At 50.9% G+C, this 25,319-nt stretch carries 22 protein-coding genes, 3 tRNA genes and 3 rRNA genes; 13 read left to right on the forward strand and 15 right to left on the reverse strand.

Translation table 11 applies throughout. The annotated features are described in order from the left end of the window. Positions 1-132: 132 nt before the first annotated feature. Positions 133-830, forward strand: a protein-coding gene (locus tag HV350_RS19725; RefSeq protein WP_095033700.1) for an IS1-like element IS1B family transposase whose coding sequence is annotated in 2 segments (ribosomal slippage) — positions 133-382 and positions 382-830 — 699 coding nt in all. Because the reading frame shifts where the segments join, the coding sequence is not laid out codon by codon here. Positions 831-840: 10 nt separating this feature from the next. Here the strand turns inward: HV350_RS19725 and HV350_RS19730 are convergent. Then, the gene (locus HV350_RS19730) at positions 841-1,275 is read right to left on the reverse strand and encodes a fimbrial protein (protein WP_249418044.1); all 435 of its coding nucleotides are present in this window, start codon (positions 1,273-1,275) and stop codon (positions 841-843) included. A 69-nt stretch (positions 1,276-1,344) separates the two neighbouring features. Beyond that, positions 1,345-1,893 carry a fimbrial protein gene (locus tag HV350_RS19735; protein WP_016155749.1) on the reverse strand — a complete coding sequence of 183 codons (549 nt, stop codon included), beginning with the start codon at positions 1,891-1,893 and terminating at the stop codon, positions 1,345-1,347. A gap of 749 nt (positions 1,894-2,642) precedes the next feature. Here HV350_RS19735 and HV350_RS19740 point away from each other — a divergent pair. Continuing rightward, a complete protein-coding gene (locus HV350_RS19740; protein ID WP_225622992.1) occupies positions 2,643-3,326 on the forward strand; it encodes a winged helix-turn-helix domain-containing protein in 684 nt (227 codons plus the stop codon). Position 3,327: 1 nt separating this feature from the next. Continuing rightward, complete coding sequence (locus HV350_RS19745) at positions 3,328-3,846, forward strand: hypothetical protein (protein ID WP_016155747.1); 519 nt, start codon at positions 3,328-3,330, stop codon at positions 3,844-3,846. A 156-nt stretch (positions 3,847-4,002) separates the two neighbouring features. Here HV350_RS19745 and HV350_RS19750 read toward each other — a convergent pair. Together HV350_RS19750 and dnaQ are read right to left on the reverse strand one after the other, a co-directional pair. Further along, positions 4,003-4,079 (reverse strand) — tRNA-Asp (locus tag HV350_RS19750). 134 nt (positions 4,080-4,213) lie between these two features. Next, the gene (dnaQ, locus tag HV350_RS19755) at positions 4,214-4,942 is read right to left on the reverse strand and encodes a DNA polymerase III subunit epsilon (protein ID WP_029139417.1); all 729 of its coding nucleotides are present in this window, start codon (positions 4,940-4,942) and stop codon (positions 4,214-4,216) included. A gap of 64 nt (positions 4,943-5,006) precedes the next feature. On the opposite strand from dnaQ, the gene rnhA reads away from it, so the two are divergent. Beyond that, positions 5,007-5,474 carry a ribonuclease HI gene (gene rnhA, locus HV350_RS19760; protein ID WP_016151805.1) on the forward strand — a complete coding sequence of 156 codons (468 nt, stop codon included), beginning with the start codon at positions 5,007-5,009 and terminating at the stop codon, positions 5,472-5,474. Here rnhA and HV350_RS19765 read toward each other — a convergent pair. Then, complete coding sequence (locus tag HV350_RS19765; protein WP_016151804.1) at positions 5,471-6,193, reverse strand: class I SAM-dependent methyltransferase; 723 nt, start codon at positions 6,191-6,193, stop codon at positions 5,471-5,473. The genes rnhA and HV350_RS19765 overlap by 4 nt on opposite strands. 33 nt (positions 6,194-6,226) lie before the next feature. Between HV350_RS19765 and gloB the strand changes: the two genes are divergently transcribed. Next, positions 6,227-6,982, forward strand: coding sequence for a hydroxyacylglutathione hydrolase (gene gloB, locus HV350_RS19770; RefSeq protein WP_181629188.1), 756 nt, complete (start codon positions 6,227-6,229; stop codon positions 6,980-6,982). Positions 6,983-7,053: 71 nt separating this feature from the next. Beyond that, complete coding sequence (gene mltD / locus HV350_RS19775; protein ID WP_029139416.1) at positions 7,054-8,412, forward strand: murein transglycosylase D; 1,359 nt, start codon at positions 7,054-7,056, stop codon at positions 8,410-8,412. 49 nt (positions 8,413-8,461) lie between these two features. Here mltD and HV350_RS19780 read toward each other — a convergent pair whose 3' ends face one another. From HV350_RS19780 to HV350_RS19790, 3 genes are all read right to left on the reverse strand, one after another. After that, positions 8,462-9,232: a class I SAM-dependent methyltransferase gene (locus HV350_RS19780; RefSeq protein ID WP_046274997.1), complete on the reverse strand. Its 771-nt coding sequence runs from the start codon at positions 9,230-9,232 to the stop codon at positions 8,462-8,464. A 76-nt stretch (positions 9,233-9,308) separates the two neighbouring features. Then, positions 9,309-10,109, reverse strand: coding sequence for an endonuclease/exonuclease/phosphatase family protein (locus HV350_RS19785; protein ID WP_029139415.1), 801 nt, complete (start codon positions 10,107-10,109; stop codon positions 9,309-9,311). A gap of 131 nt (positions 10,110-10,240) precedes the next feature. Continuing rightward, the gene (locus HV350_RS19790; protein ID WP_016151799.1) at positions 10,241-11,416 is read right to left on the reverse strand and encodes an MFS transporter; all 1,176 of its coding nucleotides are present in this window, start codon (positions 11,414-11,416) and stop codon (positions 10,241-10,243) included. 104 nt (positions 11,417-11,520) lie between these two features. On the opposite strand from HV350_RS19790, the gene yafC reads away from it, so the two are divergent. Then, positions 11,521-12,435: a DNA-binding transcriptional regulator YafC gene (yafC, locus tag HV350_RS19795; RefSeq protein ID WP_016155740.1), complete on the forward strand. Its 915-nt coding sequence runs from the start codon at positions 11,521-11,523 to the stop codon at positions 12,433-12,435. 20 nt (positions 12,436-12,455) lie between these two features. On the opposite strand, the gene dkgB is transcribed toward yafC, so the two are convergent. The 7 genes from dkgB to gmhB all read right to left on the reverse strand — a co-directional run bounded on the left by dkgB (position 12,456) and on the right by gmhB (position 19,528). Next, complete coding sequence (dkgB, locus tag HV350_RS19800; RefSeq protein WP_019076057.1) at positions 12,456-13,259, reverse strand: 2,5-didehydrogluconate reductase DkgB; 804 nt, start codon at positions 13,257-13,259, stop codon at positions 12,456-12,458. Positions 13,260-13,423: 164 nt separating this feature from the next. Next, positions 13,424-13,500 (reverse strand) — tRNA-Asp (locus tag HV350_RS19805). A gap of 55 nt (positions 13,501-13,555) precedes the next feature. Further along, a 5S ribosomal RNA gene (rrf, locus tag HV350_RS19810) occupies positions 13,556-13,671 on the reverse strand. A 96-nt stretch (positions 13,672-13,767) separates the two neighbouring features. Next, positions 13,768-16,674: ribosomal RNA gene (locus HV350_RS19815) — 23S ribosomal RNA — on the reverse strand. Positions 16,675-16,894: 220 nt separating this feature from the next. Next, positions 16,895-16,970: transfer RNA gene (locus HV350_RS19820), tRNA-Glu, on the reverse strand. Between the two features lie 85 nt (positions 16,971-17,055). Then, positions 17,056-18,597: ribosomal RNA gene (locus HV350_RS19825) — 16S ribosomal RNA — on the reverse strand. Together the 16S, 23S and 5S rRNA genes with 2 tRNA genes alongside form the textbook arrangement of a ribosomal RNA operon. 364 nt (positions 18,598-18,961) lie before the next feature. Beyond that, the gene (gmhB, locus tag HV350_RS19830) at positions 18,962-19,528 is read right to left on the reverse strand and encodes a D-glycero-beta-D-manno-heptose 1,7-bisphosphate 7-phosphatase (RefSeq protein ID WP_016151783.1); all 567 of its coding nucleotides are present in this window, start codon (positions 19,526-19,528) and stop codon (positions 18,962-18,964) included. Between the two features lie 189 nt (positions 19,529-19,717). Between gmhB and metN the strand changes: the two genes are divergently transcribed. The 6 genes from metN to proS all read left to right on the forward strand — a co-directional run bounded on the left by metN (position 19,718) and on the right by proS (position 25,312). Next, positions 19,718-20,749 carry a methionine ABC transporter ATP-binding protein MetN gene (metN, locus tag HV350_RS19835; RefSeq protein WP_016151782.1) on the forward strand — a complete coding sequence of 344 codons (1,032 nt, stop codon included), beginning with the start codon at positions 19,718-19,720 and terminating at the stop codon, positions 20,747-20,749. Further along, positions 20,742-21,395, forward strand: coding sequence for a methionine ABC transporter permease MetI (locus HV350_RS19840; RefSeq protein ID WP_016151781.1), 654 nt, complete (start codon positions 20,742-20,744; stop codon positions 21,393-21,395). Before metN ends, HV350_RS19840 begins: the two co-directional genes overlap by 8 nt. 44 nt (positions 21,396-21,439) lie before the next feature. Beyond that, the gene (gene metQ / locus HV350_RS19845; RefSeq protein WP_047417107.1) at positions 21,440-22,255 is read left to right on the forward strand and encodes a methionine ABC transporter substrate-binding lipoprotein MetQ; all 816 of its coding nucleotides are present in this window, start codon (positions 21,440-21,442) and stop codon (positions 22,253-22,255) included. 116 nt (positions 22,256-22,371) lie between these two features. Further along, positions 22,372-22,776, forward strand: coding sequence for an Rcs stress response system protein RcsF (gene rcsF, locus HV350_RS19850; protein ID WP_016151780.1), 405 nt, complete (start codon positions 22,372-22,374; stop codon positions 22,774-22,776). After that, positions 22,773-23,480, forward strand: a complete 708-nt coding sequence (gene tsaA / locus HV350_RS19855) for a tRNA (N6-threonylcarbamoyladenosine(37)-N6)-methyltransferase TrmO (RefSeq protein WP_181629190.1) — start codon at positions 22,773-22,775, stop codon at positions 23,478-23,480. The genes rcsF and tsaA overlap by 4 nt, the downstream gene beginning before the upstream one ends. A gap of 113 nt (positions 23,481-23,593) precedes the next feature. Further along, on the forward strand, positions 23,594-25,312 hold the full coding sequence (gene proS, locus HV350_RS19860; protein WP_016151778.1) for a proline--tRNA ligase: 1,719 nt from the start codon (positions 23,594-23,596) through the stop codon (positions 25,310-25,312). Positions 25,313-25,319 lie beyond the last annotated feature (7 nt).

The following is a 25,319-nucleotide window of genomic DNA, read 5'->3' on the forward strand; positions in this document are numbered from 1 at the left end:
CATTCTTCCGTCGCGGGAGATCAAATAAGCCGTAAAATTGAGCGTGTTTTTCCCTGGATTAAGCACATAGTCCGGTGGGTGATGCTGCCAACTTACTGATTTAGTGTATGATGGTGTTTTTGAGGTGCTCCAGTGGCTTCTGTTTCTATCAGCTGTCCCTCCTGTTCAGCTACTGACGGGGTGGTGCGTAACGGCAAAAGCACTGCCGGACATCAGCGCTATCTCTGCTCTCACTGCCGTAAAACATGGCAACTGCAGTTCACTTACACCGCTTCTCAACCCGGTACGCACCAGAAAATCATTGATATGGCCATGAATGGCGTTGGATGCCGGGCAACCGCCCGCATTATGGGCGTTGGCCTCAACACGATTTTCCGCCATTTAAAAAACTCAGGCCGCAGTCGGTAACCTCGCGCATACAGCCGGGCAGTGACGTCATCGTCTGCGCGGAAATGGACGAACAGTGGGGATACGTCGGGGCTAAATCGCGCCAGCGCTGGCTGTTTTACGCGTATGACAGGCTCCGGAAGACGGTTGTTGCGCACGTATTCGGTGAACGCACTATGGCGACGCTGGGGCGTCTTATGAGCCTGCTGTCACCCTTTGACGTGGTGATATGGATGACGGATGGCTGGCCGCTGTATGAATCCCGCCTGAAGGGAAAGCTGCACGTAATCAGCAAGCGATATACGCAGCGAATTGAGCGGCATAACCTGAATCTGAGGCAGCACCTGGCACGGCTGGGACGGAAGTCGCTGTCGTTCTCAAAATCGGTGGAGCTGCATGACAAAGTCATCGGGCATTATCTGAACATAAAACACTATCAATAAGTTGGAGTCATTACCAGTCCGGTGATGGCTCACCCAGATGAATTTGCTGTCCGTTGCTGTCATATATTTCTATCGCTAAATTTTCAGTTTCCGATTGCACGCTTAGATAATCAGGATTGTCACTATCCGGTGCGCCAGAAAAGGTAATATTGGCGCGTTGAAACAGATTCCCGGGGTGTTGAGAATCCCCTAATGAACATCCCAACAAATGAATGCTGAAATCATGCGCTGATACTTTCTCTGGTTTTCCGGAAATATCTCTGGCTGAGAGATCATCAAATTCAACCAGTAGCGACCGGTCGCGTGGATCGACATAACAGGCAGCCTCAATAATATTTCCGCGCATGCGCATTTTGCCGGGCGTACTGACAAGACGATTGGTGTCAGCCAAAACCCATGCAGGCGATATGAAGATAAAAAGCAGTAAAATTCGCCATCCAGGCATCACCGCATTTCCTTTCAGTTATTCGCAGGAAGGGTTAAGCAGGCGCGTTAATGCGCCTGCTGCAGATCGTTACTGGTAGTCGATCTGGAAATTAACGGTAGATTCGAAATCACCCGGAGTTACCGCGGCAGATGCGTTGTTTGCCTGCAGGTAAGCGACGAAATCAATGTCGGTTTCACCATCGGTAATGTTGACCTGAGAGGCGGCTTGGCCCCATTCCACGTCCTGGTTGCCACTGTCAATCATACCGATGCCCGCGCCCTTTGCAGTACCAGAGGTGAATGCAGCCAGCGCGTTGTTGTCTGTATCAATCGTTGCCGGGGTATAGGTCACAGTGGCCGTTTTCGCGACGGTCGTATCACAGCCCTGCAGAACGATTTTGGCATGCTTAACGCCAGCACGTTGGTTGTCTTTTAACTGAGAAGTTGGGATCTCACCAAAATTAACCTGTACCGGGCTGGATTCTGGTGCCAGACCACATGCGGAATTAACCAGAGAACCGGTGAAGTGAATTTTACCGTTAGTCGGTTCGACATTTTTTGCAGCAAAAGCAGAAGAGGCAGTAAAAGTCATTCCCGCCATCAGCGCACAGGCCACAGCCACGTTTTTCATTTTCATATTACTACTTAACCTTATATCTGTTTTTTAGTTATTCCGAAGATCTATTTCCGCAGATAATTTATGTCCGGGAATCCTGATCTGCAGGTGGCGGTAGCGCATATCCTTGCAAACAATCCATCTCAAGCCGCCCCGTATTTTGAACTTCATTGGTATTCCATCCGAAATACCGTCCACAGTTGTTTACGCTGTTTCGGGGCTTATATTAAGTCGACGGGAAAATGACACAATGCAAAAATCCGGTATTAATCAAACTCAGGGAATCATGTTGTCACACTGTCTACAGAGCGATCGTTTACCTAAAAAACCGCCAAAAATCACGACATAGCCAGTGTTAATATCTATCATTCAGCATTTTTATAGAGTTTTTATCTATCAACTATTTTTTTATTTAGCCAGAACAACAGGCAAAATGTATTTATGAAATTTTTGTAAAAATGAAATTGGATATCAAAAGCGAGTAATGACAATAAGATAGTGAAAGAGAGGAAGGAGAAAAGAGGATTCTATAAGAGATATTAAAATATTGTTATATAAATATTAATAAAGCGTTCTATGGTACAACCATTTTTTATAAATGAATTATGTTATGCTATTGCTTCACCCACTCGAATGCGAGATATCCTGCTTTAAAGGAGACATCAGTGATTTCTCATATACCAATAAACAAAATTAAATCCGTAATTATTGGTGATGGCTTAGTTTTCAGACCACATAAAAATACCCTAAAAGACCTGGCATCTGGTGAAATGGCCACATTGAATAATGTGGCAACACAATTACTGCTCTATTTGTTGCAAAATGGTAAAGAGATATCCTCGCGTGATGAAATTCTGCTGAATGTTTTTCAGCATAATGGCGCCAGAGCGACGGATGCGAATCTCAATCAGCACATTTCATTTCTGCGCAAAGCAATAACGTCTACGGGTCATCCTGCAGAACTCATCGTCACAATTCCGCGGATGGGATTTCGGATGGGCGACGTTAATATCAATATTCAGCAACTGGAAGAAGCGCAAGCTCCCGCCAGAATTGCCAATGTTGCATCGACGCTCAACAAAAAGAAACAAAGCCGTTGGCCTGTGGCGATAACCGCGTTAATTACCGGTATCGCCGTGCTGGCGACAGCGTGGTTAACATGGATACCCAATGAAATCGCCATGACGGACGCGACTATCCTGCGGACTATCGACTATGAACAATGCCGTGTACATATATTAGGAAACGCCCTCACCGACACCATAACCGAAAAGAAAGCACTGGATATTTTCAAGTCCGTGGGCATTAACCCCGACTGTTCGTACCCAAAAGATCTGTATCTCAATACCTGGGCGAGCAACCATAATCTGGTTGAGTGGTCGTTTGCCGCTGAATGCGGGCTGAACCTCGGCTATTACCATTGCATCAGCCAGTATCGCCATCATGAGGAATGATATGAAGCAAGAAAGCGATCACTCTCCTTTACTATGGTCAGTCGTGATTGCCATTTTTGGGCTGGCGGCTATCGCTTTTTTTATTATCGCCGGGAATGCGAAAAAACAAGAAATCAGTTTTTCCTGCTCCTCGGAATTCACGTCGATACTCGACATCCAGGATACAAAAAAGGTACTCCATGGAATAATGCTGATTACCAGCTACAACTCCGGACACCTTTCATTGTCAGTACAAGGGAAACTCAAAAGTGATGATGGCGAGTTTGCTGTGAACCGAAAACTGTTCTTTCGCTATGCCCGACCACTCGGCCATACCGCCGGTGTTTTCATGCTCACTCCCAACGGACGTGAAAAATCCCCCGATGATGAAGCAACGGATGCTGTCGATTATCTCTTCTTCGACGCTTACGAACGTGCCGACAAGCTGTATATGCTAAAGCACTTGAATGAAGAAACGGTGCTTATCGGCGATAACTTTTCACCCCGCTTCGCCTGCGTGATGAATCACTTCGCAGGTTGATCTGCCCCTGGATATGCGTCGGGTTAAGGATGACCTGATGTGTTGCCTGCCCGATAGCACGGACGTGGTCGATAAAGTGTGATGATGAGATTATTATTGTTGGCGGGCTAAAACGACGAAAGCCTGAATCATTTCTGATTCAGGCTTTCTGAATAGTGGCGGAATGGACGGGACTCGAACCCGCGACCCCCTGCGTGACAGGCAGGTATTCTAACCAACTGAACTACCACTCCGCGTTGTGTTCCGCTTGGGAACGAAGCGAATATTACGGATTGCCTCACGCGTCGTCAACGCTTTTTCTCACGTTTTTTAATCGTTTGCTGCAAAAATCACCCGAATGGTCATTTCCATACGGAAAACGTACAAACTATGCCCGCCAGAGGCAACTTCCGCCTTTCTTCTGCACCAGGTCAAGGCGCGACTCATGGGCCGCTAACTCTTCATCAGTGGCGAAAACAACGCGTAGTTTGCTGGACTGTCGCACAATACGCTGGATCCCCGTGTCATTCTGCTGCTGGCTGTCACCTTCCATTGAGAACGCCATCGTGGTCTGCCCACCGGTCATCATCAGATAAACGTCGGCCAGAATCTGGGCATCGAGCAATGCGCCGTGCAGGGTTCGCTTACTGTTGTCTATTTCATAGCGTGAGCATAACGCATCAAGGCTGTTGCGCTTGCCAGGAAACATTTTCCTCGCCAGCGCCAGGCTATCGGTAATTTTGCAGAATTCGTTTGTTTTCGGAATATCCCGCCTGAGCTTAGCGAATTCGTAATCCATAAAGCCGATATCAAACGATGCGTTATGGATGACCAGCTCCGCACCGCGGATGTAGTCGAGAAACTCATCGGCCACATCGGCAAACGTAGGTTTATCAAGCAGGAATTCGTCTGCGATTCCGTGTACACCAAACGCTTCCGGGTCCACCAGCCGATCCGGTTTCAGGTAAACGTGGAAGTTATTCCCGGTCAGGCGGCGGTTCACCACTTCAACCGCACCGATCTCAATGATCTTGTGGCCTTCGTAGTGGGCGCCAATCTGGTTCATACCGGTGGTTTCGGTATCGAGGACGATCTGTCGTGTAATTCCAGTGCTCATAACGGTCATTTATGTCAGACTTATCGTTTGATTTCGATTTGCTAAAACAGGAAGTCTACCAGAGATGCTTAAACAGGTAGAGATTTTCACCGATGGTTCTTGCCTGGGAAATCCAGGGCCAGGTGGTTATGGGGCGATTTTACGCTATCGCGGGCGCGAAAAAACCTTTAGCGAAGGCTACAACCTCACCACCAATAATCGCATGGAGCTGATGGCGGCAATCGTTGCGCTGGAAGCCCTGAAAGAACAGTGTGAAGTGATACTCAGCACGGACAGCCAGTATGTGCGCCAGGGCATTACGCAGTGGATCCACAACTGGAAGAAGCGCGGCTGGAAAACAGCAGATAAAAAACCAGTGAAGAACGTCGATCTGTGGAAACGTCTGGATACCGCGCTGGGGCCGCATCAAATCAAATGGGAATGGGTTAAAGGCCATGCGGGCCATCCGGAAAACGAACGCTGTGATGAGCTTGCGCGCGCCGCAGCAATGCGTCCCACTCAGGATGATATTGGGTATCAGGCGGAGGCTTAAGCGTCCGGTTTACGGTATTGCCGGGTTGCGCCAACGGCCTGGCGGATAGGCGTTTTGCTTTTATTTTGTTTCATCGGGTTGAGCGTAAGCGGAATGGTCCGCTTACGCGCAACCACCAGTTGCAAACAGCCCAGCGCAGGGATATGGGCGCTTAACATTTTCCCGCCCTTCTTGTTCCAGGGCAGGACATGAAAACGGCTGTAGTGCAGTACTTCAAAATTCAGCAATGAGAGCCAGTCCAACTGCCGCATGAGGGTAAACATCCGGCTGTTGTAGGGCGATGTTTTACGCAATACGGGCACCAGTTTACGCAATCCCATCAGACTTACCGGGTTAAAGCCGCTCAGAATCAACCAACCGTCATCAATAAGCACGCGATCGGCTTCATGCAGTAAGCGATGTGGATCGGAACACCACGGCAGCGTATGAGCCAACAAACAAACATCCACGGACTTATCGGCAAAGGGCAGATGTAAAGGATCGGCAGTCACCTGCATGGGAGCGCCTTGCAAAGAAACATTTACCTGATGAGAAACCGCGCACGCTTCAGAATTGATTTCTGCGCTTAAATTACCAATCTTAAGCAGATGAAATCCGTACATTTTTGCGAACCACGGGTTAAGCTGATGCTCCAGCGCCTGACGATAGTGTTCGCCCCAGGGAAAATCATCCCAACTAACGGGCGCTACGACAGTTTGAGGGATCCTTGCCGGTTTCATCACAACCTTCCGTTACGCATTGAGAGGTAATCTATGAATCTTAACAGTATTACTGCATTTCAGGACAATTACATCTGGGTCCTGTCGAATAATGACAAACATTGTCTGATTGTGGACCCGGGTGAAGCAGCACCTGTTCTGAAAGCTATTGCAGAACATAACTGGGTTCCCGAGGCCATTCTGCTGACACATCATCATCAGGATCACGTGGGCGGCGTGAAAGAACTTCTGCAACATTTCCCACAAATAGCGGTATACGGACCGTCTGAAACGCAAGATAAGGGAACGACGCATATAGTCGAAGATGGCGATATTGCACTCGTTTTGGGGCATGAATTTACTGTAATTGCTACGCCGGGTCACACTTTAGGACATATCTGTTACTTTAGCCACCCTTACCTGTTTTGCGGCGACACGCTCTTCTCCGGTGGCTGCGGTCGGCTTTTTGAAGGCACAGCATCTCAAATGTATCAATCACTTAAAAAACTAAACGCACTTCCTGACGATACATTGATTTGTTGCGCACATGAGTACACATTAGCAAACATGAAGTTTGCCTTAAGCATTCTTCCGCACGATCCGTTCATAAATGAATATTATCGTAAAGTTAATGAGTTACGCGTAAAAAAACAAATGACACTGCCCGTAATTCTGAAAAATGAGCGACGAAATAATCTTTTTTTAAGAACGGAAGATATTGATTTAATTAATGAAATAAATAAAAAAACAATATTGCAACAACCTGAAGAGCGTTTTGCCTGGTTAAGGTCAAAGAAAGATACGTTCTGACAATTGCGGGTTGCCTTTTGAAAACTTCGCCGTTATGATCGGTCGTCTTTTAAGCAACTATTGACACACACATGAAGGCAAAAGCGATATTACTCGCCTCTGTCCTGCTTGTTGGGTGCCAGAATACTGGTAACGTCCAACAACACGCACAGAGCCTTTCTGCAGCTGGTCAAGGGGAAGCAGGAAAGTTTACAAGTCAGGCGCGATGGATGGACGACGGAACATCTATCGCTGCTGATCAAGATTTGTGGGCTTTCATTGGTGACGAGCTAAAGATGGGAATTCCGGAAAACAACCGGATTCGCGAACAGAAACAGAAGTATTTACGCAATAAGAGCTATCTCCACGATGTAACTTTACGGGCAGAGCCGTATATGTACTGGATAGCCGGGCAGGTTAAGAAACGTAACATGCCAATGGAACTGGTACTACTACCCATAGTGGAGAGCGCTTTTGATCCTCACGCAACGTCTGGCGCCAATGCCGCAGGTATTTGGCAGATCATTCCGAGCACGGGGCGCAATTATGGTTTAAAACAGACCCGCAATTATGATGCACGTCGCGACGTTGTGGCTTCCACCACCGCCGCACTGGACATGATGCAGCGTCTGAACAAAATGTTTGATGGCGACTGGCTGCTGACCGTTGCTGCTTATAATAGCGGTGAAGGTCGTGTCATGAAGGCAATTAAAACGAACAAAGCCCGTGGTAAACCCACTGACTTCTGGTCGTTGCCATTGCCTCAGGAAACGAAGCTATATGTGCCAAAAATGCTGGCATTGAGCGATATACTCAAAAACAGCAAACGCTATGGCGTGCGTCTGCCAACAACAGACGAAAGCCGCGCGTTGGCACGTGTTCGCCTGAGTAGCCCGGTTGAAATGGCTCAGGTTGCCGATATGGCAGGTATTTCCGTCAGCAAGCTGAAAACCTTCAATGCAGGCGTGAAAGGCTCCACGTTGGGTGCCAGCGGTCCGCAATATGTGATGGTGCCAAAGAAGCATGCAGAGAAGCTGCGTGAGTCTCTGGCCTCAGGCGAAATTGCAGCCGTGCAGTCAACGTTGGTTGCGGATAACACGCCGCTGAACAGCCGTAGCTACAAAGTTCGCTCTGGCGATACGCTTTCTGGCGTCGCTTCACGTCTTGGCGTGAGCACCAATGACCTTAAGCAGTGGAATAATCTGCGCGGGTCATCGCTGAAAGTAGGCCAAAATCTGACGGTGGGCGCTGGTACCAGCGCACAGCGACTGGCGAACAACAGCGATAGCATCACCTATCGTGTGCGTAAAGGCGACTCGCTCTCGAGCATTGCCAAACGCCACGGGGTTAACATCAAGGATGTGATGCGCTGGAACAGCGATACGAACAATCTGCAGCCAGGCGATCAGCTAACGTTGTTTGTGAAAAACAGCGGGATGCCGGACTCCTGATAGCATTGTAGAAATGAAGGCACTGGTTTCCCCCCAGTGCCTTTTTTATTTATCCCGCTTTATGTGCTTCAACCATTATCGTGTCGCTGGTAAACGAGCCATCTTCCTGTAACGCAAAATAGGCTTTCACTTCCGCAGAAGCACTTTGTTGGTATACACGGATCGCGTCGCTCAACGCTGCAGGCGTACGCATCCGCGCCACCCACGAACTGAACTCCAGCGGCAGACGATCGGTTAACAAGGTATCGGCAATCAGATTGGCGTCATTGATTAACGACAGCCATTCTCCGCTGGAATAGTTGCGTACGTGCGAGGTATCGCGTAACGCCTCCACAGTTTGCAACCAGATGTCACGTACAGGATGGCCTGGCGACATCACATCCATCACAATCAGCACGCCGCCGGGCTTCAGAACGCGGTTCACTTCTCGCAACGCACGCCCGACATCATGCCAGTGATGCGCGGAATAGCGGCTAATCACCACGTCAAATACGTTATCTTCAAACGGCAGGCTTTCAGCATAACCCTGCCGTGTGGCGATATTCTCCAGACCTCTGTCTTTTGCCGCTTCAGTGACCACGTCAAGCATCTGCGACGATAAATCATATGCCACTACCTGCTTTGCGTATTGCGCGGCCACAAAGCTGGCGTGCCCCGCTCCGCATCCCATATCCAACACGCGGGCCTGCGGAAATGCCAGCAACCTTTCCCCCAGACGTTGCAAGTCACGACCAGAGGCGTGCACCGCACTGGTTAAGTAGGCATTAGCCTGAGAGCCAAACTGTTTTTCGACGTTGTCATGATGAGAGCGTGTTGTCATTGTGTTGTCCTTCGGTTGTTGTGAAATATGAAGGGCAACCATCACAGGCCTGCCCTACGGCAGACCTGACACACCGTTATTGTTCAGGTTTGCCGGGACTGAATTCAACGAGTAGCGGGTTGTGGTCGGAGGCGCGGGTGACCAGCACAGAGGCCTCACTCACGTTCAGACCGCGATAGAACACAAAATCGAGAGGACGACCAAACGCGCGGCGGCGCTGATCGTCGGTAAAGCGCACCTGGCGCAGCGACATTTCACGCGCAAAGCGGTACAGCGCATTCATCCGTCGACGGCTCCAGGCATTAAAATCGCCGGCCATAATCACCGGGCCGCTGTGATGAGCAATCTGATCGCCAATGGGAAGTAACTGCTTACTATAGACATCAACGCCAAGGCTAAAGTTAACCGCGTGGATATTCACCACCATTAACAACCGAGTGTCAGGCAACGGGTACACCGTCACCAGCGCCGATTTCGCCAGCCGTAAAATAGGCTCACGCTCGCGCAATGGGCAGCAGTAAACTGGATGGGCGGAGGAGAGTGTCATAACGCCAGAGGGGTGCTGAGGCAGCACAAAGGCGGGAACCTGGTCGGCAGCGAGATAGTTAGTGGTCGCAAACTGCACCAGTTCTGGTGTGGTTTGCGCTTCCTGCAATAACACCAGATGCGCGTCTTTACCAAAATTCTTCAGCACCGACTGCCATTCTGCTCGCTGCTGTTTAAAAATATTCCATACCAGCACGCGAATGCGATCTTCACTGCTCAACGGTACGCCTGCGGGTAATGCCTGGCCAATATGCGCAAACGAGCCCGGCGGTAAAATCCGCTCGGCGGGTTGTCCGGCAACATAACGCATGGCATAGGTGTTTTTTCGCACTTTAGACTTTCAAACCTCTGTAACGTCAACCAGTCCGCAGCCGGACTGGTTCTTCTGTTATAGGGATTTTAGCACTCACTTTCAACGAACAATTGCAGTTTGTTTTGTAAGTGGGCGCTTACATCAATGATTTACCCCAGAGCAACGTGCGTGGGCTTATCAAGACGGCCGCTCAGCCCCATCAGCAGGAAAGCCACCAGAACAATAAGTGCGCCAATCCATGGTGTCTGCGCCAACCCATAATGCTCGACCGTTTGTCCGCCAATCACGGAACCCAGTGCAATACCAATGTTAAACGCTGCAATGTTCAGCCCTGACGCCACATCAACAGCATTGGGCGTAAATTGTTCCGCTTTCTGTACCACGTAGACCTGCAACCCTGGTACGTTACCGAAGGCAAAGATCCCCATCACCAGAATGGTAGCCAGCGCGGCGTACTGCGTGGAAGCCGTCAGTTGGAAGACCATCAGCAGAACAAACAGCGCGGCGAAAATGAATTTCAATGCAGGAACCGCACCATGCTTATCCGCCAGTTTACCGCCCCAGATATTGCCGATAGCGACTGATACGCCGTAACCCAGTAAGATCCAGCTCACCGCTGCCGGGGAGAAGCCCGCCAGATCCTGCATCATCGGTGCCAGGAAGGTGAAAGCCGTGAACACACCACCGTAGCCCAATGCCGTAACGGCGTAAATCAGCAACAGACGAGGATGAGTCAGCACTTTCACCTGGTCGCGAATGCTGGCGGCCGCTCGACCAGGAATGTTAGCCGGGATCAGTAGTTGGCTACTAATCAGCGCAATCACGCCTAACATTGATACTGCCAGGAAAGTCTCACGCCAGCCAAAGTGCTGGCCGATAAACGTACCCAGCGGCACGCCCGTGACCAACGCAACGGTTAAGCCACCGAACATAATAGCGATAGCGGAAGCCGCTTTTTCTTTTGGCACCAGACTTGTCGCGATAGTGGAACCAATCGAGAAGAATACGCCGTGAGCCAGCCCCGTCAGCAGACGGGCGACAATAAGTGTCATATACCCGGGTGCCTGCCATGCCAGTAAATTCCCCGCCGTAAACAGGACCATCAGCGCGACAAGCAGCTGTTTACGTGGCAGGCTTCCGGTCAGAGCGGTCAGCACTGGTGCGCCAATCGCCACACCCAGCGCATAGATTGAAACCAGCATCCCAGCTGAAGGTAACGAGATCGCCAGTTGTTGAGCGATGGTCGGCACCAGGCCAACAATCACAAACTCAGTCGTGCCAATAGCGAAGGCACTTATTGTTAGTGCAAATAAAGCGAGAGGCATAAATAACTCCGTAACATCAGTAATCAGATGACACGCAGTATGCCGGGATGTTTTAATAACAAAAATATTCAAAATCTCAATATAATTTTGCGTCAGGTGCAAAAATGAAAGCAACCTCTGAAGAACTTGCGATTTTTGTGGCCGTTGTGGAAAGCGGCAGCTTCAGCCGGGCGGCAGAACAACTCGGTCAGGCTAATTCCGCAGTCAGTCGGGCAGTAAAAAAGCTGGAGATGAAATTGGGTGTGAGTCTGCTTAATCGAACGACCCGACAGCTAAGCCTGACTGAAGAAGGAGAACGCTACTTCAGGCGTGTGCAGCAGATACTGCAAGAGATGGCAGCAGCAGAAACGGAAATCATGGAGTCACGCAATACCCCGCGCGGCCTGCTGCGTATCGACGCGGCAACGCCGGTGATGCTGCATTTCCTGATGCCGCTAATCAAACCGTTCCGTGAGCGATATCCTGAGATGACATTGTCTCTTGTCTCCTCAGAAACGTTCATCAATCTTATTGAACGAAAAGTGGATGTCGCGATACGAGCAGGTACGCTGACTGACTCAAGCCTGCGTGCGCGTCCGTTGTTTACCAGCTATCGTAAGATTATTGCCTCACCGGACTATATTGCCCGTTTTGGCAAGCCCGAGACTGTCGAACAGTTAAAGCAGCATCTGTGTCTGGGGTTTTCCGAACCCGTTTCACTCAATACCTGGCCGATTGCCCGTAGCGACGGACAGCTCCATGAGGTCGAATGTGGGATTTCTTCCAACAGCGGGGAAACGTTAAAACAGCTTTGCCTGAGCGGCAATGGTATCGCATGTCTTTCAGATTATATGATTGATAAAGAGATCGCGCGGGGAGAACTGGTGGAGCTGCTGGCCGATAAACGTCTGCCGGTAGAAATGCCTTTCAGCGCCGTTTACTACAGCGATCGTGCGGTCAGTACACGCATTCGGGCATTTATAGACTTTTTAAGTGAGTATATAAGAACAGCTCCCGAAGGAGCTGTGAAAGAGGGTTAAAGGTACAGAGGGTCGGGCAATTAATCCCAATCAGGGGCCAGACCTTCCGGGCTGACCAGACGATCGTTGCAGTCCAGTGCCGCGATCGCTTTTTTATCTTCAGTATCCAGATGCAGGTCCAGCGCCAGCAGGTTGCTTGCCAGGTTTTCACGCTTGGTAGATGAAGGGATCACGGAGTAACCTTCATCCATTGCCCATGCCAGAATAACCTGCGCCGGGGTCGCGTTATGTTTAGCGGCAATGCGTGCAATCACTTCATCTTTTAGCGCCTTACCGTAAGCCAGCGTCATGTAAGAGGTGATGTGGATACCGTGCGCTTTAGCCCAGTCAACCACCTTACGACTCTGCAGATACGGAGACAGCTCAATCTGGTTGGTCGCGATATTGTCTGCACCGACTGTAGCAATGGCTTTTTCCATCAGCGGAATAGTGAAGTTTGAGATACCAATTTCGCGAGTCAGCCCCTGCTCTTTCGCTTCAAGCAGCGCCTGCATAAACTCTTCAACGGATACCGCATCGCCCGGAGATGGCCAGTGGATCAGCGTCAAATCAACATAATCCGTACGCAGTTTCTTCAGACTTTCTTTCAGACTTGGGATCAGTTTGTCTTTGCTGAGATTTTCAATCCAGATCTTGGTGGTGATGTACAACTCGTTACGCGGTACGCCACTTTCGGCAATTGCCTGACCAACAGCCGCTTCATTTTCATAGATTTGCGCAGTGTCGACAGCACGGTAGCCCAGCTCAAGCGCCGTTTTGACAGAAGCGATAACCACGTCGTCTTTCAGGCGAAACGTACCTAAACCGAATGCAGGGATAGTCATAGAATTCCTCTTTTTAATCACTATGTTCGTTAACTGAGAGGATTATGACCATCAGTTCTTTGCCGAAAAAGAGTGAAAAATGCAGAGGATTTTTGCGAATTCAGCAATAATTAAATCGCTGGAAAAGAAAAAGCCCTGAGCGTTAGCTCAGGGCTCTTAATAAGTGGCGGAACGGACGGGACTCGAACCCGCGACCCCCTGCGTGACAGGCAGGTATTCTAACCAACTGAACTACCGCTCCACCGAATTTCTTTGTCACTACCCGGATTATTCATCCCGGTTTACTGCAATTTGATGCCTGGCAGTTCCCTACTCTCGCATGGGGAGACCCCACACTACCATCGGCGCTACGGCGTTTCACTTCTGAGTTCGGCATGGGGTCAGGTGGGACCACCGCGCTACAGCCGCCAGGCAAATTCTGTTTATCAACACGCTTTTCGCATGTCGATGTAATCTGTAATCAAGCTGAATTTCGATGTCTCATCCGCCAAAACATCTTCGGCGTTGTAAGGTTAAGCCTCACGGTTCATTAGTATCGGTTAGCTCAACGTATCGCTACGCTTACACACCCGACCTATCAACGTCGTCGTCTTCAACGTTCCTTCAGGACCCTTAAAGGGTCAGGGAGAACTCATCTCGGGGCAAGTTTCGTGCTTAGATGCTTTCAGCACTTATCTCTTCCGCATTTAGCTACCGGGCAATGCCATTGGCATGACAACCCGAACACCAGTGATGCGTCCACTCCGGTCCTCTCGTACTAGGAGCAGCCCCCCTCAATTCTCCAGCGCCCACGGCAGATAGGGACCGAACTGTCTCACGACGTTCTAAACCCAGCTCGCGTACCACTTTAAATGGCGAACAGCCATACCCTTGGGACCTACTTCAGCCCCAGGATGTGATGAGCCGACATCGAGGTGCCAAACACCGCCGTCGATATGAACTCTTGGGCGGTATCAGCCTGTTATCCCCGGAGTACCTTTTATCCGTTGAGCGATGGCCCTTCCATTCAGAACCACCGGATCACTAAGACCTGCTTTCGCACCTGCTCGAGCCGTCACTCTCGCAGTCAAGCTAGCTTATGCCTTTGCACTAACCTCCTGATGTCCGACCAGGATTAGCTAACCTTCGTGCTCCTCCGTTACTCTTTAGGAGGAGACCGCCCCAGTCAAACTACCCACCAGACACTGTCCGCAACCCGGATTACGGGTCTACGTTAGAACACCAGCCATTAAAGGGTGGTATTTCAAGGTTGGCTCCATGCAGACTGGCGTCCACACTTCAAAGCCTCCCACCTATCCTACACATCAAGGACCAGTGTTCAGTGTCAAGCTATAGTAAAGGTTCACGGGGTCTTTCCGTCTTGCCGCGGGTACACTGCATCTTCACAGCGAGTTCAATTTCACTGAGTCTCGGGTGGAGACAGCCTGGCCATCATTACGCCATTCGTGCAGGTCGGAACTTACCCGACAAGGAATTTCGCTACCTTAGGACCGTTATAGTTACGGCCGCCGTTTACCGGGGCTTCGATCAAGAGCTTCTCCTTACGGATAACCCCATCAATTAACCTTCCGGCACCGGGCAGGCGTCACACCGTATACGTCCACTTTCGTGTTTGCACAGTGCTGTGTTTTTAATAAACAGTTGCAGCCAGCTGGTATCTTCGACTGATTTCAGCTCCATGAGTAAATCACTTCACCTACATATCAGCGTGCCTTCTCCCGAAGTTACGGCACCATTTTGCCTAGTTCCTTCACCCGAGTTCTCTCAAGCGCCTTGGTATTCTCTACCTGACCACCTGTGTCGGTTTGGGGTACGATTTCGTGTTACCTGATGCTTAGAGGCTTTTCCTGGAAGCAGGGCATTTGTTACTTCAGCACCGTAGTGCCTCGTCATCACACCTCAGCGTTAACAAGACTCCGGATTTACCTGGAATCTCCGCCTACATGCTTAAACCGGGACAACCGTCGCCCGGCTAACATAGCCTTCTCCGTCCCCCCCTCGCAGTAACACCAAGTACAGGAATATTAACCTGTTTCCCATCGACTACGCCTTTCGGCCTCGCCTTAGGGGTCGACTCACCCTGCCCCGATTAACGTTGGACAGGAACCCTTGGTCTTCCGGCGTGCGGGTTTTTCACCCGCATTATCGTTACTTATGTCAGCATTCGCACTTCTGATACCTCCAGCATGCCTCACAGCACACCTTCAACGGCTTACAGAACGCTCCCCTACCCAACAACACATAGTGTCGCTGCCGCAGCTTCGGTGCATGGTTTAGCCCCGTTACATCTTCCGCGCAGGCCGACTCGACCAGTGAGCTATTACGCTTTCTTTAAATGATGGCTGCTTCTAAGCCAACATCCTGGCTGTCTGTGCCTTCCCACATCGTTTCCCACTTAACCATGACTTTGGGACCTTAGCTGGCGGTCTGGGTTGTTTCCCTCTTCACGACGGACGTTAGCACCCGCCGTGTGTCTCCCGTGATAACATTCTTCGGTATTCGCAGTTTGCATCGGGTTGGTAAGTCGGGATGACCCCCTAGCCGAAACAGTGCTCTACCCCCGAAGATGAATTCACGAGGCGCTACCTAAATAGCTTTCGGGGAGAACCAGCTATCTCCCGGTTTGATTGGCCTTTCACCCCCAGCCACAAGTCATCCGCTAATTTTTCAACATTAGTCGGTTCGGTCCTCCAGTTAGTGTTACCCAACCTTCAACCTGCCCATGGCTAGATCACCGGGTTTCGGGTCTATACCCTGCAACTTAACGCCCAGTTAAGACTCGGTTTCCCTTCGGCTCCCCTATTCGGTTAACCTTGCTACAGAATATAAGTCGCTGACCCATTATACAAAAGGTACGCAGTCACCCCATAAAGAGGCTCCCACTGCTTGTACGTACACGGTTTCAGGTTCTTTTTCACTCCCCTCGCCGGGGTTCTTTTCGCCTTTCCCTCACGGTACTGGTTCACTATCGGTCAGTCAGGAGTATTTAGCCTTGGAGGATGGTCCCCCCATATTCAGACAGGATACCACGTGTCCCGCCCTACTCTTCGAGTTCACAACACATGCACTTTTGTGTACGGGGCTGTCACCCTGTATCGCCGGACTTTCCAGACCGTTCCACTACCACACATGCTGATTCAGACTCTGGGCTGCTCCCCGTTCGCTCGCCGCTACTGGGGGAATCTCGGTTGATTTCTTTTCCTCGGGGTACTTAGATGTTTCAGTTCCCCCGGTTCGCTTCATTACGCTATGTATTCACGTAATGATAGTGTGACGAATCACACTGGGTTTCCCCATTCGGAAATCGCCGGTTATAACGGTTCATATCACCTTACCGACGCTTATCGCAGATTAGCACGTCCTTCATCGCCTCTGACTGCCAGGGCATCCACCGTGTACGCTTAGTCGCTTAACCTCACAACCCGAAGATGTTTCGTAAAACACTTCAGTGTTGCGAAAATTTGAGAGACTCGAACACACCGCTTTTCATTTCTTGTTTACGGAGAAATGAAACAGTGTGTCGTTTCAATTTTCAGCTTGATCCAGATTTTTAAAGAGCAAATATCTCAAACGAGACTCGAAAGTCTGTTTTGAGATACTTCGGTCGGCGACTTTCACTCACACATACCAGCAAGTGGCGTCCCCTAGGGGATTCGAACCCCTGTTACCGCCGTGAAAGGGCGGTGTCCTGGGCCTCTAGACGAAGGGGACACTGAAGTCTCAATCGCAAGACGCCTTGCTATTTACTTTTCATCAGACAATCTGTGTGAGCACTACAAAGAACGTTTCTTTAAGGTAAGGAGGTGATCCAACCGCAGGTTCCCCTACGGTTACCTTGTTACGACTTCACCCCAGTCATGAATCACAAAGTGGTAAGCGCCCTCCCGAAGGTTAAGCTACCTACTTCTTTTGCAACCCACTCCCATGGTGTGACGGGCGGTGTGTACAAGGCCCGGGAACGTATTCACCGTGGCATTCTGATCCACGATTACTAGCGATTCCGACTTCATGGAGTCGAGTTGCAGACTCCAATCCGGACTACGACATACTTTATGAGGTCCGCTTGCTCTCGCGAGGTCGCTTCTCTTTGTATATGCCATTGTAGCACGTGTGTAGCCCTACTCGTAAGGGCCATGATGACTTGACGTCATCCCCACCTTCCTCCAGTTTATCACTGGCAGTCTCCTTTGAGTTCCCGGCCGAACCGCTGGCAACAAAGGATAAGGGTTGCGCTCGTTGCGGGACTTAACCCAACATTTCACAACACGAGCTGACGACAGCCATGCAGCACCTGTCTCAGAGTTCCCGAAGGCACCAAAGCATCTCTGCTAAGTTCTCTGGATGTCAAGAGTAGGTAAGGTTCTTCGCGTTGCATCGAATTAAACCACATGCTCCACCGCTTGTGCGGGCCCCCGTCAATTCATTTGAGTTTTAACCTTGCGGCCGTACTCCCCAGGCGGTCGACTTAACGCGTTAGCTCCGGAAGCCACGCCTCAAGGGCACAACCTCCAAGTCGACATCGTTTACGGCGTGGACTACCAGGGTATCTAATCCTGTTTGCTCCCCACGCTTTCGCACCTGAGCGTCAGTCTTTGTCCAGGGGGCCGCCTTCGCCACCGGTATTCCTCCAGATCTCTACGCATTTCACCGCTACACCTGGAATTCTACCCCCCTCTACAAGACTCTAGCCTGCCAGTTTCGGATGCAGTTCCCAGGTTGAGCCCGGGGATTTCACATCCGACTTGACAGACCGCCTGCGTGCGCTTTACGCCCAGTAATTCCGATTAACGCTTGCACCCTCCGTATTACCGCGGCTGCTGGCACGGAGTTAGCCGGTGCTTCTTCTGCGAGTAACGTCAATTGCTGCGGTTATTAACCACAACACCTTCCTCCTCGCTGAAAGTACTTTACAACCCGAAGGCCTTCTTCATACACGCGGCATGGCTGCATCAGGCTTGCGCCCATTGTGCAATATTCCCCACTGCTGCCTCCCGTAGGAGTCTGGACCGTGTCTCAGTTCCAGTGTGGCTGGTCATCCTCTCAGACCAGCTAGGGATCGTCGCCTAGGTGAGCCGTTACCCCACCTACTAGCTAATCCCATCTGGGCACATCCGATGGCAAGAGGCCCGAAGGTCCCCCTCTTTGGTCTTGCGACGTTATGCGGTATTAGCTACCGTTTCCAGTAGTTATCCCCCTCCATCGGGCAGTTTCCCAGACATTACTCACCCGTCCGCCACTCGTCACCCAAGGAGCAAGCTCCTCTGTGCTACCGTTCGACTTGCATGTGTTAGGCCTGCCGCCAGCGTTCAATCTGAGCCATGATCAAACTCTTCAATTTAAGTTTGATGCTCGTGAATTAAACTTCGTAATGAATTACGTGTTCACTCAGAGACTTGGTATTCATTTTTCGTCTTGCGACGTTAAGAATCCGTATCTTCGAGTGCCCACACAGATTGTCTGATAAATTGTTAAAGAGCGGTTGCGACGCGCTTTAGCGCTCTGTCGCGAGGTGGCGTATATTACGCTTTCCTCTTTCAGAGTCAACCCTCATTTTCAGGTTTTTCTCTTCAACCGAACCGGCTGTTTGTGTGAAGTGATTCACATCCGCCGTGTCGATGGAGGCGCATTATAGGGAGTCGACTCAGGAAGACAAGCGGAAAAATGCATTTTTGTTTCAACCGCTCACCTTTTATCCATTGCGCTTACTTTTGCTGCTTTTTTATCGCCATTGGCAGGTCTGCCAGACTATTTATGACCAAATCTGCCGCATTTTCTGCTTCCGGCGTAACAGGTTTACCCGTGCGCACCAGAACCTTCGTTCCAACATTCGCCGCTGCCGCTGCCTGCATATCTTCTATCTTGTCGCCTACCATATAGGAAGCGGCCATATCGATATGCAGGAAGTCTCGGGCGGAGATCAACATTCCAGGATGCGGTTTACGACAGTCGCAGACCTGACGATACTCTTCTACTGTGCCCTGCGGATGATGCGGGCAATAGTAGATACCATCCAAATCAACGTCGCGATCGGCCAGCGACCAGTCCATCCATTCGGTCAACGTTTCAAACTGTGCCTCAGTAAATTTGCCACGAGCGATTCCAGACTGGTTTGTCACGATAATGAGCGCGTAACCCATATTTTTAAGTTCACGCATGGCATCAATAACGCCGTCGATAAACTCGAACTCGTCAATCTCATGTACGTAACCGTGGTCCACATTAATGGTGCCGTCGCGGTCGAGAAAAATTGCGGGTACAGATTTTGCCACCTTTTATAGCTCCTGAATAAGGCATGTGGCTCTAGTATCGCATGTTTCGGCGGGCAAGAAAGTGCTCATCGTGCAAAGCTAGATTGATTTAGACGTCTGGATGCCTTAACATCCATCTTGTTGACGGCTTCGACCGTCCCAGACAGACGAAAATGCCACGGCTAACTTAATTACGATAATAAATAACCAATGATTAAACTTTCGAATATCACCAAAGTGTTCCAGCAGGGGACTCGCACCATTCAGGCGCTAAATAAAGTCAGCCTGCACGTTCCTGCCGGGCAGATTTATGGCGTCATTGGCGCCTCCGGTGCCGGTAAAAGTACGCTCATTCGCTGCGTTAACTTACTTGAACGCCCAACCGAGGGCAGTGTTCAGGTTGGCGGTCAGGAGCTGACGACGCTTTCTGAATCCGAGCTGACTAAAGCTCGTCGTCAAATCGGCATGATTTTCCAGCACTTTAACCTGCTCTCTTCCCGTACCGTGTTTGGCAACGTCGCGCTGCCGCTGGAACTGGATAACACGCCAAAGGAAGAGATCAAACGCCGTGTAACAGAACTGCTGGATTTAGTCGGCCTTGGCGACAAGCACGACAGCTACCCGGCCAACCTTTCCGGCGGACAAAAACAGCGAGTGGCGATTGCGCGTGCGCTGGCCAGCAATCCAAAAGTGTTGCTGTGTGATGAAGCCACCAGCGCACTCGATCCGGCAACAACCCGCTCGATTCTGGAATTATTGAAAGACATTAACCGTCGTTTGGGACTCACCATTCTGCTGATTACCCATGAGATGGACGTTGTAAAACGCATTTGTGACTGCGTGGCGGTCATCAGTAATGGTGAGCTGATTGAGCAGGACACCGTCAGCGAAGTGTTCTCCCACCCGAAAACGCCGCTGGCACAGAAATTTATCCAGTCCACGCTACACCTGGATATCCCGGAAGATTATCTGGAACGTTTAAAAGCAAAGCCAGAAGCCGACAGCGTGCCAATGCTGCGCATGGAATTCACCGGTCATTCGGTTGATGCGCCATTACTTTCGGAGACGGCCCGTCGTTTTAACGTGAATAACAACATTATTAGCGCGCAGATGGATTACGCCGGCGGCGTGAAGTTCGGCATCATGCTGACTGAAATGCACGGCACACAGGAAGATACACAAGCAGCCATTAACTGGTTGCAGGAACACCATGTAAAAGTAGAGGTACTGGGTTATGTCTGAGCCGATGATGTGGCTGCTGGTTCGCGGCGTATGGGAAACGCTGGCAATGACCTTTGTGTCCGGTTTTTTTGGTTTTGTGATTGGCCTGCCGGTTGGCGTGTTGCTGTACGTAACGCGGCCGGGGCAAATCATTGAGAACGCGAAGCTCTACCGCACACTCTCTGCACTGGTGAATATTTTCCGTTCCATCCCATTCATTATCTTGCTGGTGTGGATGATTCCGTTCACCCGCATGATCGTTGGCACCTCTATTGGGCTGCAGGCCGCTATCGTCCCGCTGACCGTCGGCGCCGCGCCGTTTATCGCCCGTATGGTGGAAAACGCGCTGCTCGAAATCCCGACCGGGCTGATTGAAGCCTCCCGTGCAATGGGCGCCACGCCGCTGCAAATTGTACGTAAGGTATTACTACCAGAAGCACTGCCTGGACTGGTCAATGCGGCCACCATCACCCTTATCACGCTGGTGGGGTATTCCGCGATGGGCGGTGCCGTCGGTGCCGGTGGTCTTGGCCAGATTGGTTATCAGTACGGTTATATTGGCTACAACGCTACCGTCATGAATACAGTGCTGGTATTGCTCGTCATTCTGGTTTATTTAATTCAGTTATCCGGTGATCGCATCGTCCGGGCTGTCACGCACAAATAACGTTGCACACAACACTAAAAACTCATTAAGAAAAGGAAATAAGCATGGCGTTCAAATTCAAAACCTTTGCGGCAGTTGGAGCCCTGATCGGTTCTCTGGCACTTGTGGGTTGCGGTCAGGATGAAAAAGATCCTAACCACATCAAAGTGGGCGTTATTGTTGGCGCAGAGCAGCAGGTCGCAGAAGTCGCGCAGAAAGTGGCTAAAGAAAAATACGGTCTGGACGTTGAGCTGGTCACGTTTAACGATTACGTCCTGCCTAACGAAGCACTGAGCAAAGGCGATATTGATGCTAACGCCTTCCAGCACAAACCTTACCTGGATCAACAGATCAAAGATCGCGGCTACAAACTGGTTGCTGCAGGTAATACTTTTGTTTACCCGATTGCGGGCTACTCTAAAAAAATCAAATCACTGGATGAGTTGCAAGAAGGTTCTCAGGTCGCGATTCCAAACGATCCGACTAACCTTGGCCGCTCCCTGCTGCTGCTGCAAAAAGTGGGCTTAATCAAACTGAAAGAGGGTGTTGGTCTGCTGCCGACCGCGCTGGACGTGATTGAAAACCCGAAAAACCTGAAGCTGGTTGAACTGGAAGCGCCGCAGCTGCCGCGTTCCCTGGACGATGCGCAAATCGCACTGGCGGTCATCAACACGACCTACGCCAGCCAGATCGGCCTAACCCCGGCTAAAGACGGTATCTTTGTTGAAGATAAAGATTCTCCGTACGTAAACCTGATCGTGACTCGTGAAGACAATAAAGATGCTGAGAATGTGAAGAAATTCGTTCAGGCATACCAGTCTGACGAAGTGTACGAAGCAGCAAACAAAGTCTTCAACGGCGGTGCTGTTAAGGGCTGGTAATTTTAGGCTGTTTCCAGAATCTGTAATATCATCAGGACGGGCGCTTGCCCGTCTTGTCATTTATGCAAGCACCTGATTCAATATCTGACGTTTAGATTATTCATTGAGGAAATATTATGCGTGCTTTACCGATCTGTTTAGTAGCACTCATGCTGAGCGGCTGTTCTATGTTAAGCAGATCCCCTGTTGAACCCGTTCAAAGCACCGCTACCCCGCCTAAAGCGGAGCCGGAAAAACCCAAAGCACCGCGCGCGGCGCCGGTAAGAATCATTACTAACGCTGAAGATTTAGTTGGCAAACCGTTCCGCGATCTCGGCGAAGTCAGCGGCGAATCCTGCCAGGCATCCAACCAGGATTCACCGCCGAGCATTCCAACCGCACGCAAACGCATGCAGATTAACGCATCTAAAATGAAAGCAAATGCGGTATTGCTGCACAGTTGTGAAGTAACCAGCGGAACGCCGGGTTGCTATCGCCAGGCGGTTTGCATCGGTTCTGCACTGAACATTTCGGCGAAATGAGCCATTTTCAGTTCGAGCAAATAGGCGTTATCCGCTCACCTTATAAAGAAAAGTTCGCCGTTCCACGCCAGCCGGGTCTGGTGAAAAGTGCCAACGGTGAACTGCATTTGCTCGCACCTTATAACCAGACCGATGCCGTTCGCGGCCTGGAAGCCTTCAGCCATTTGTGGGTGATTTTTGTTTTTCACCAGACAATGGAAGGGGGATGGCGTCCAACCGTGCGCCCTCCCCGTCTTGGCGGCAATGCCAGAATGGGCGTCTTTGCCACACGTTCAACGTTTCGTCCGAACCCTGTTGGCATGTCGTTGGTTGAGCTGCGGGGCATCCGTTGCCATAAAGAGCACGTAATCCTTGAGCTCGGCGGGCTGGATCTTGTTGATGGCACGCCGGTAGTGGATATAAAACCATATCTGCCGTTTGCCGAATCGCTGCCTGATGCTCGCGCCAGCTATGCTCAGAACGCGCCGCAGGCCAGTGTAGACGTGACGTTCAGTGAAGAGCTCGCTGAGCAACTACCAAAGCTCGAACAGCGTTACCCGCATCTTCGTCAGTTTATTGCCGAAGTGCTGGCGCAGGATCCGCGTCCTGCCTACCGTAAAAACGAGGAAGAAGGCAAAACCTATGCCGTCTGGTTGCTGGACTTTAACGTCCGCTGGCGCGTGACGCCGTCAGGATTTGAGGTCTTTGCTCTGGAAGCCCGCTAATTTGCATCGCGTACTCTTTTGACATCCCCTTCTCGCTGGTAAACTAAACCACTTTTGTTTTGTGCCAGGCTCATTTTGAGCCTGTTCGATCGTTCAACTGGAACCGTAACAACATGCGTACTAGCCAATATCTGCTCTCCACTCTGAAGGAGACACCTGCCGACGCCGAGGTCATCAGCCACCAGCTGATGCTGCGCGCCGGGATGATCCGCAAGCTGGCCTCCGGGTTATATACCTGGCTGCCGACCGGCGTGCGCGTCCTGAAAAAAGTCGAAAACATCGTGCGTGAAGAGATGAACAACGCCGGTGCGATCGAGGTGTTGATGCCGGTCGTTCAGCCTTCTGAACTGTGGGAAGAGAGCGGCCGTTGGGAACAATACGGCCCGGAACTGCTGCGTATTGCTGACCGTGGCGATCGTTCGTTCGTACTCGGCCCAACGCATGAAGAAGTGATCACCGACCTGATCCGTAATGAGCTGAGCTCTTACAAACAGCTGCCGCTGAACTTCTATCAGATCCAGACCAAATTCCGTGACGAAGTGCGTCCGCGCTTCGGCGTGATGCGTTCCCGCGAATTCCTGATGAAAGATGCCTACTCTTTCCACACTTCTCAGGAATCTCTGCAGGAAACCTACGACGCGATGTACGCTGCGTACAGCAAAATCTTCAGCCGTATGGGGCTGGATTTCCGTGCGGTACAAGCGGATACCGGTTCTATCGGCGGCAGCGCCTCTCACGAATTCCAGGTGCTGGCGCAGAGCGGTGAAGACGATGTGATCTTCTCTGACTCTTCCGACTATGCGGCAAACATCGAGTTTGCCGAAGCTGTTGCACCGAAAGAACCGCGCGCCGCTGCAACACAGGAAATGACGCTGGTTGATACGCCGAATGCTAAAACCATCGCCGAGCTGGTTGAACAATTCAACCTGCCTATCGAGAAAACCGTGAAAACCCTGCTGGTGAAAGCGGTTGAAGGCAGCAGCTACCCGCTGGTTGCGCTGCTGGTTCGTGGCGATCACGAGCTGAACGAAGTCAAGGCGGAAAAACTGCCGCAGGTTGCCAGCCCGCTGACCTTCGCCACCGAAGAAGAAATTCGTGCGCTGGTTAAAGCAGGTCCTGGATCTCTGGGTCCGGTGAACATGCCGATTCCGGTGGTTATCGACCGTACCGTTGCGGTAATGAGCGATTTTGCTGCCGGTGCCAACATCGACGGTAAACACTATTTCGGTATCAACTGGGATCGTGACGTGGCCACCCCGGAAGTGGCTGACATTCGTAACGTGGTCGCCGGCGACCCAAGCCCGGATGGCAAAGGTACGCTGATGATCAAACGCGGTATCGAAGTGGGCCACATCTTCCAGTTGGGTACCAAGTACTCTGAAGCGATGAAAGCCGCCGTTCAGGGAGAAGATGGTCGTAACCAGACGCTGACCATGGGCTGCTACGGTATCGGGGTCACTCGCGTTGTGGCTGCTGCGATTGAACAGAACTACGACGATCGCGGCATTGTATGGCCAGACGCCATTGCCCCGTTCCAGGTTGCTATTCTGCCGATGAACATGCACAAATCCTACCGTGTGCAGGAGCTGGCTGAGAAGCTGTACGCGGAGCTGCGCGCGCAGGGTATTGAAGTGTTGATGGACGATCGTAAAGAGCGTCCAGGCGTGATGTTTGCTGATATGGAGCTCATCGGTATTCCGCATACCATCGTGCTGGGCGACCGTAACCTCGACAACGACGATATCGAATACAAATACCGTCGTAACGGCGAGAAAGAGCTGATTAAAACCGGCGACATCGTCGACTACCTGGTCAAAGCTATTAAAGGCTAATACCAGC

The organism is Citrobacter sp. RHBSTW-01013 (assembly GCF_013781985.1).
GTDB classification, from domain to species: Bacteria; Pseudomonadota; Gammaproteobacteria; order Enterobacterales; family Enterobacteriaceae; genus Citrobacter; species Citrobacter braakii.

Coding starts and splice junctions, on each gene's coding strand:
- metN (WP_016151782.1), top strand. CDS start 19,718: ATGATTAAACTTTCGAATATCACCAAAGTGTTCCAGCAGGGGACTCGC.
- yafC (WP_016155740.1), top strand. CDS start 11,521: ATGAAAGCAACCTCTGAAGAACTTGCGATTTTTGTGGCCGTTGTGGAA.
- HV350_RS19745 (WP_016155747.1), top strand. CDS start 3,328: ATGAAGCAAGAAAGCGATCACTCTCCTTTACTATGGTCAGTCGTGATT.
- mltD (WP_029139416.1), top strand. CDS start 7,054: ATGAAGGCAAAAGCGATATTACTCGCCTCTGTCCTGCTTGTTGGGTGC.
- HV350_RS19765 (WP_016151804.1), bottom strand. CDS start 6,193: ATGAAACCGGCAAGGATCCCTCAAACTGTCGTAGCGCCCGTTAGTTGG.
- HV350_RS19740 (WP_225622992.1), top strand. CDS start 2,643: ATGGCCACATTGAATAATGTGGCAACACAATTACTGCTCTATTTGTTG.
- rcsF (WP_016151780.1), top strand. CDS start 22,372: ATGCGTGCTTTACCGATCTGTTTAGTAGCACTCATGCTGAGCGGCTGT.
- HV350_RS19730 (WP_249418044.1), bottom strand. CDS start 1,275: ATGCCTGGATGGCGAATTTTACTGCTTTTTATCTTCATATCGCCTGCA.
- rnhA (WP_016151805.1), top strand. CDS start 5,007: ATGCTTAAACAGGTAGAGATTTTCACCGATGGTTCTTGCCTGGGAAAT.
- HV350_RS19735 (WP_016155749.1), bottom strand. CDS start 1,893: ATGAAAATGAAAAACGTGGCTGTGGCCTGTGCGCTGATGGCGGGAATG.
- HV350_RS19780 (WP_046274997.1), bottom strand. CDS start 9,232: ATGACAACACGCTCTCATCATGACAACGTCGAAAAACAGTTTGGCTCT.
- gloB (WP_181629188.1), top strand. CDS start 6,227: ATGAATCTTAACAGTATTACTGCATTTCAGGACAATTACATCTGGGTC.
- dnaQ (WP_029139417.1), bottom strand. CDS start 4,942: ATGAGCACTGGAATTACACGACAGATCGTCCTCGATACCGAAACCACC.
- HV350_RS19790 (WP_016151799.1), bottom strand. CDS start 11,416: ATGCCTCTCGCTTTATTTGCACTAACAATAAGTGCCTTCGCTATTGGC.
- proS (WP_016151778.1), top strand. CDS start 23,594: ATGCGTACTAGCCAATATCTGCTCTCCACTCTGAAGGAGACACCTGCC.
- tsaA (WP_181629190.1), top strand. CDS start 22,773: ATGAGCCATTTTCAGTTCGAGCAAATAGGCGTTATCCGCTCACCTTAT.
- metQ (WP_047417107.1), top strand. CDS start 21,440: ATGGCGTTCAAATTCAAAACCTTTGCGGCAGTTGGAGCCCTGATCGGT.
- HV350_RS19840 (WP_016151781.1), top strand. CDS start 20,742: ATGTCTGAGCCGATGATGTGGCTGCTGGTTCGCGGCGTATGGGAAACG.
- dkgB (WP_019076057.1), bottom strand. CDS start 13,259: ATGACTATCCCTGCATTCGGTTTAGGTACGTTTCGCCTGAAAGACGAC.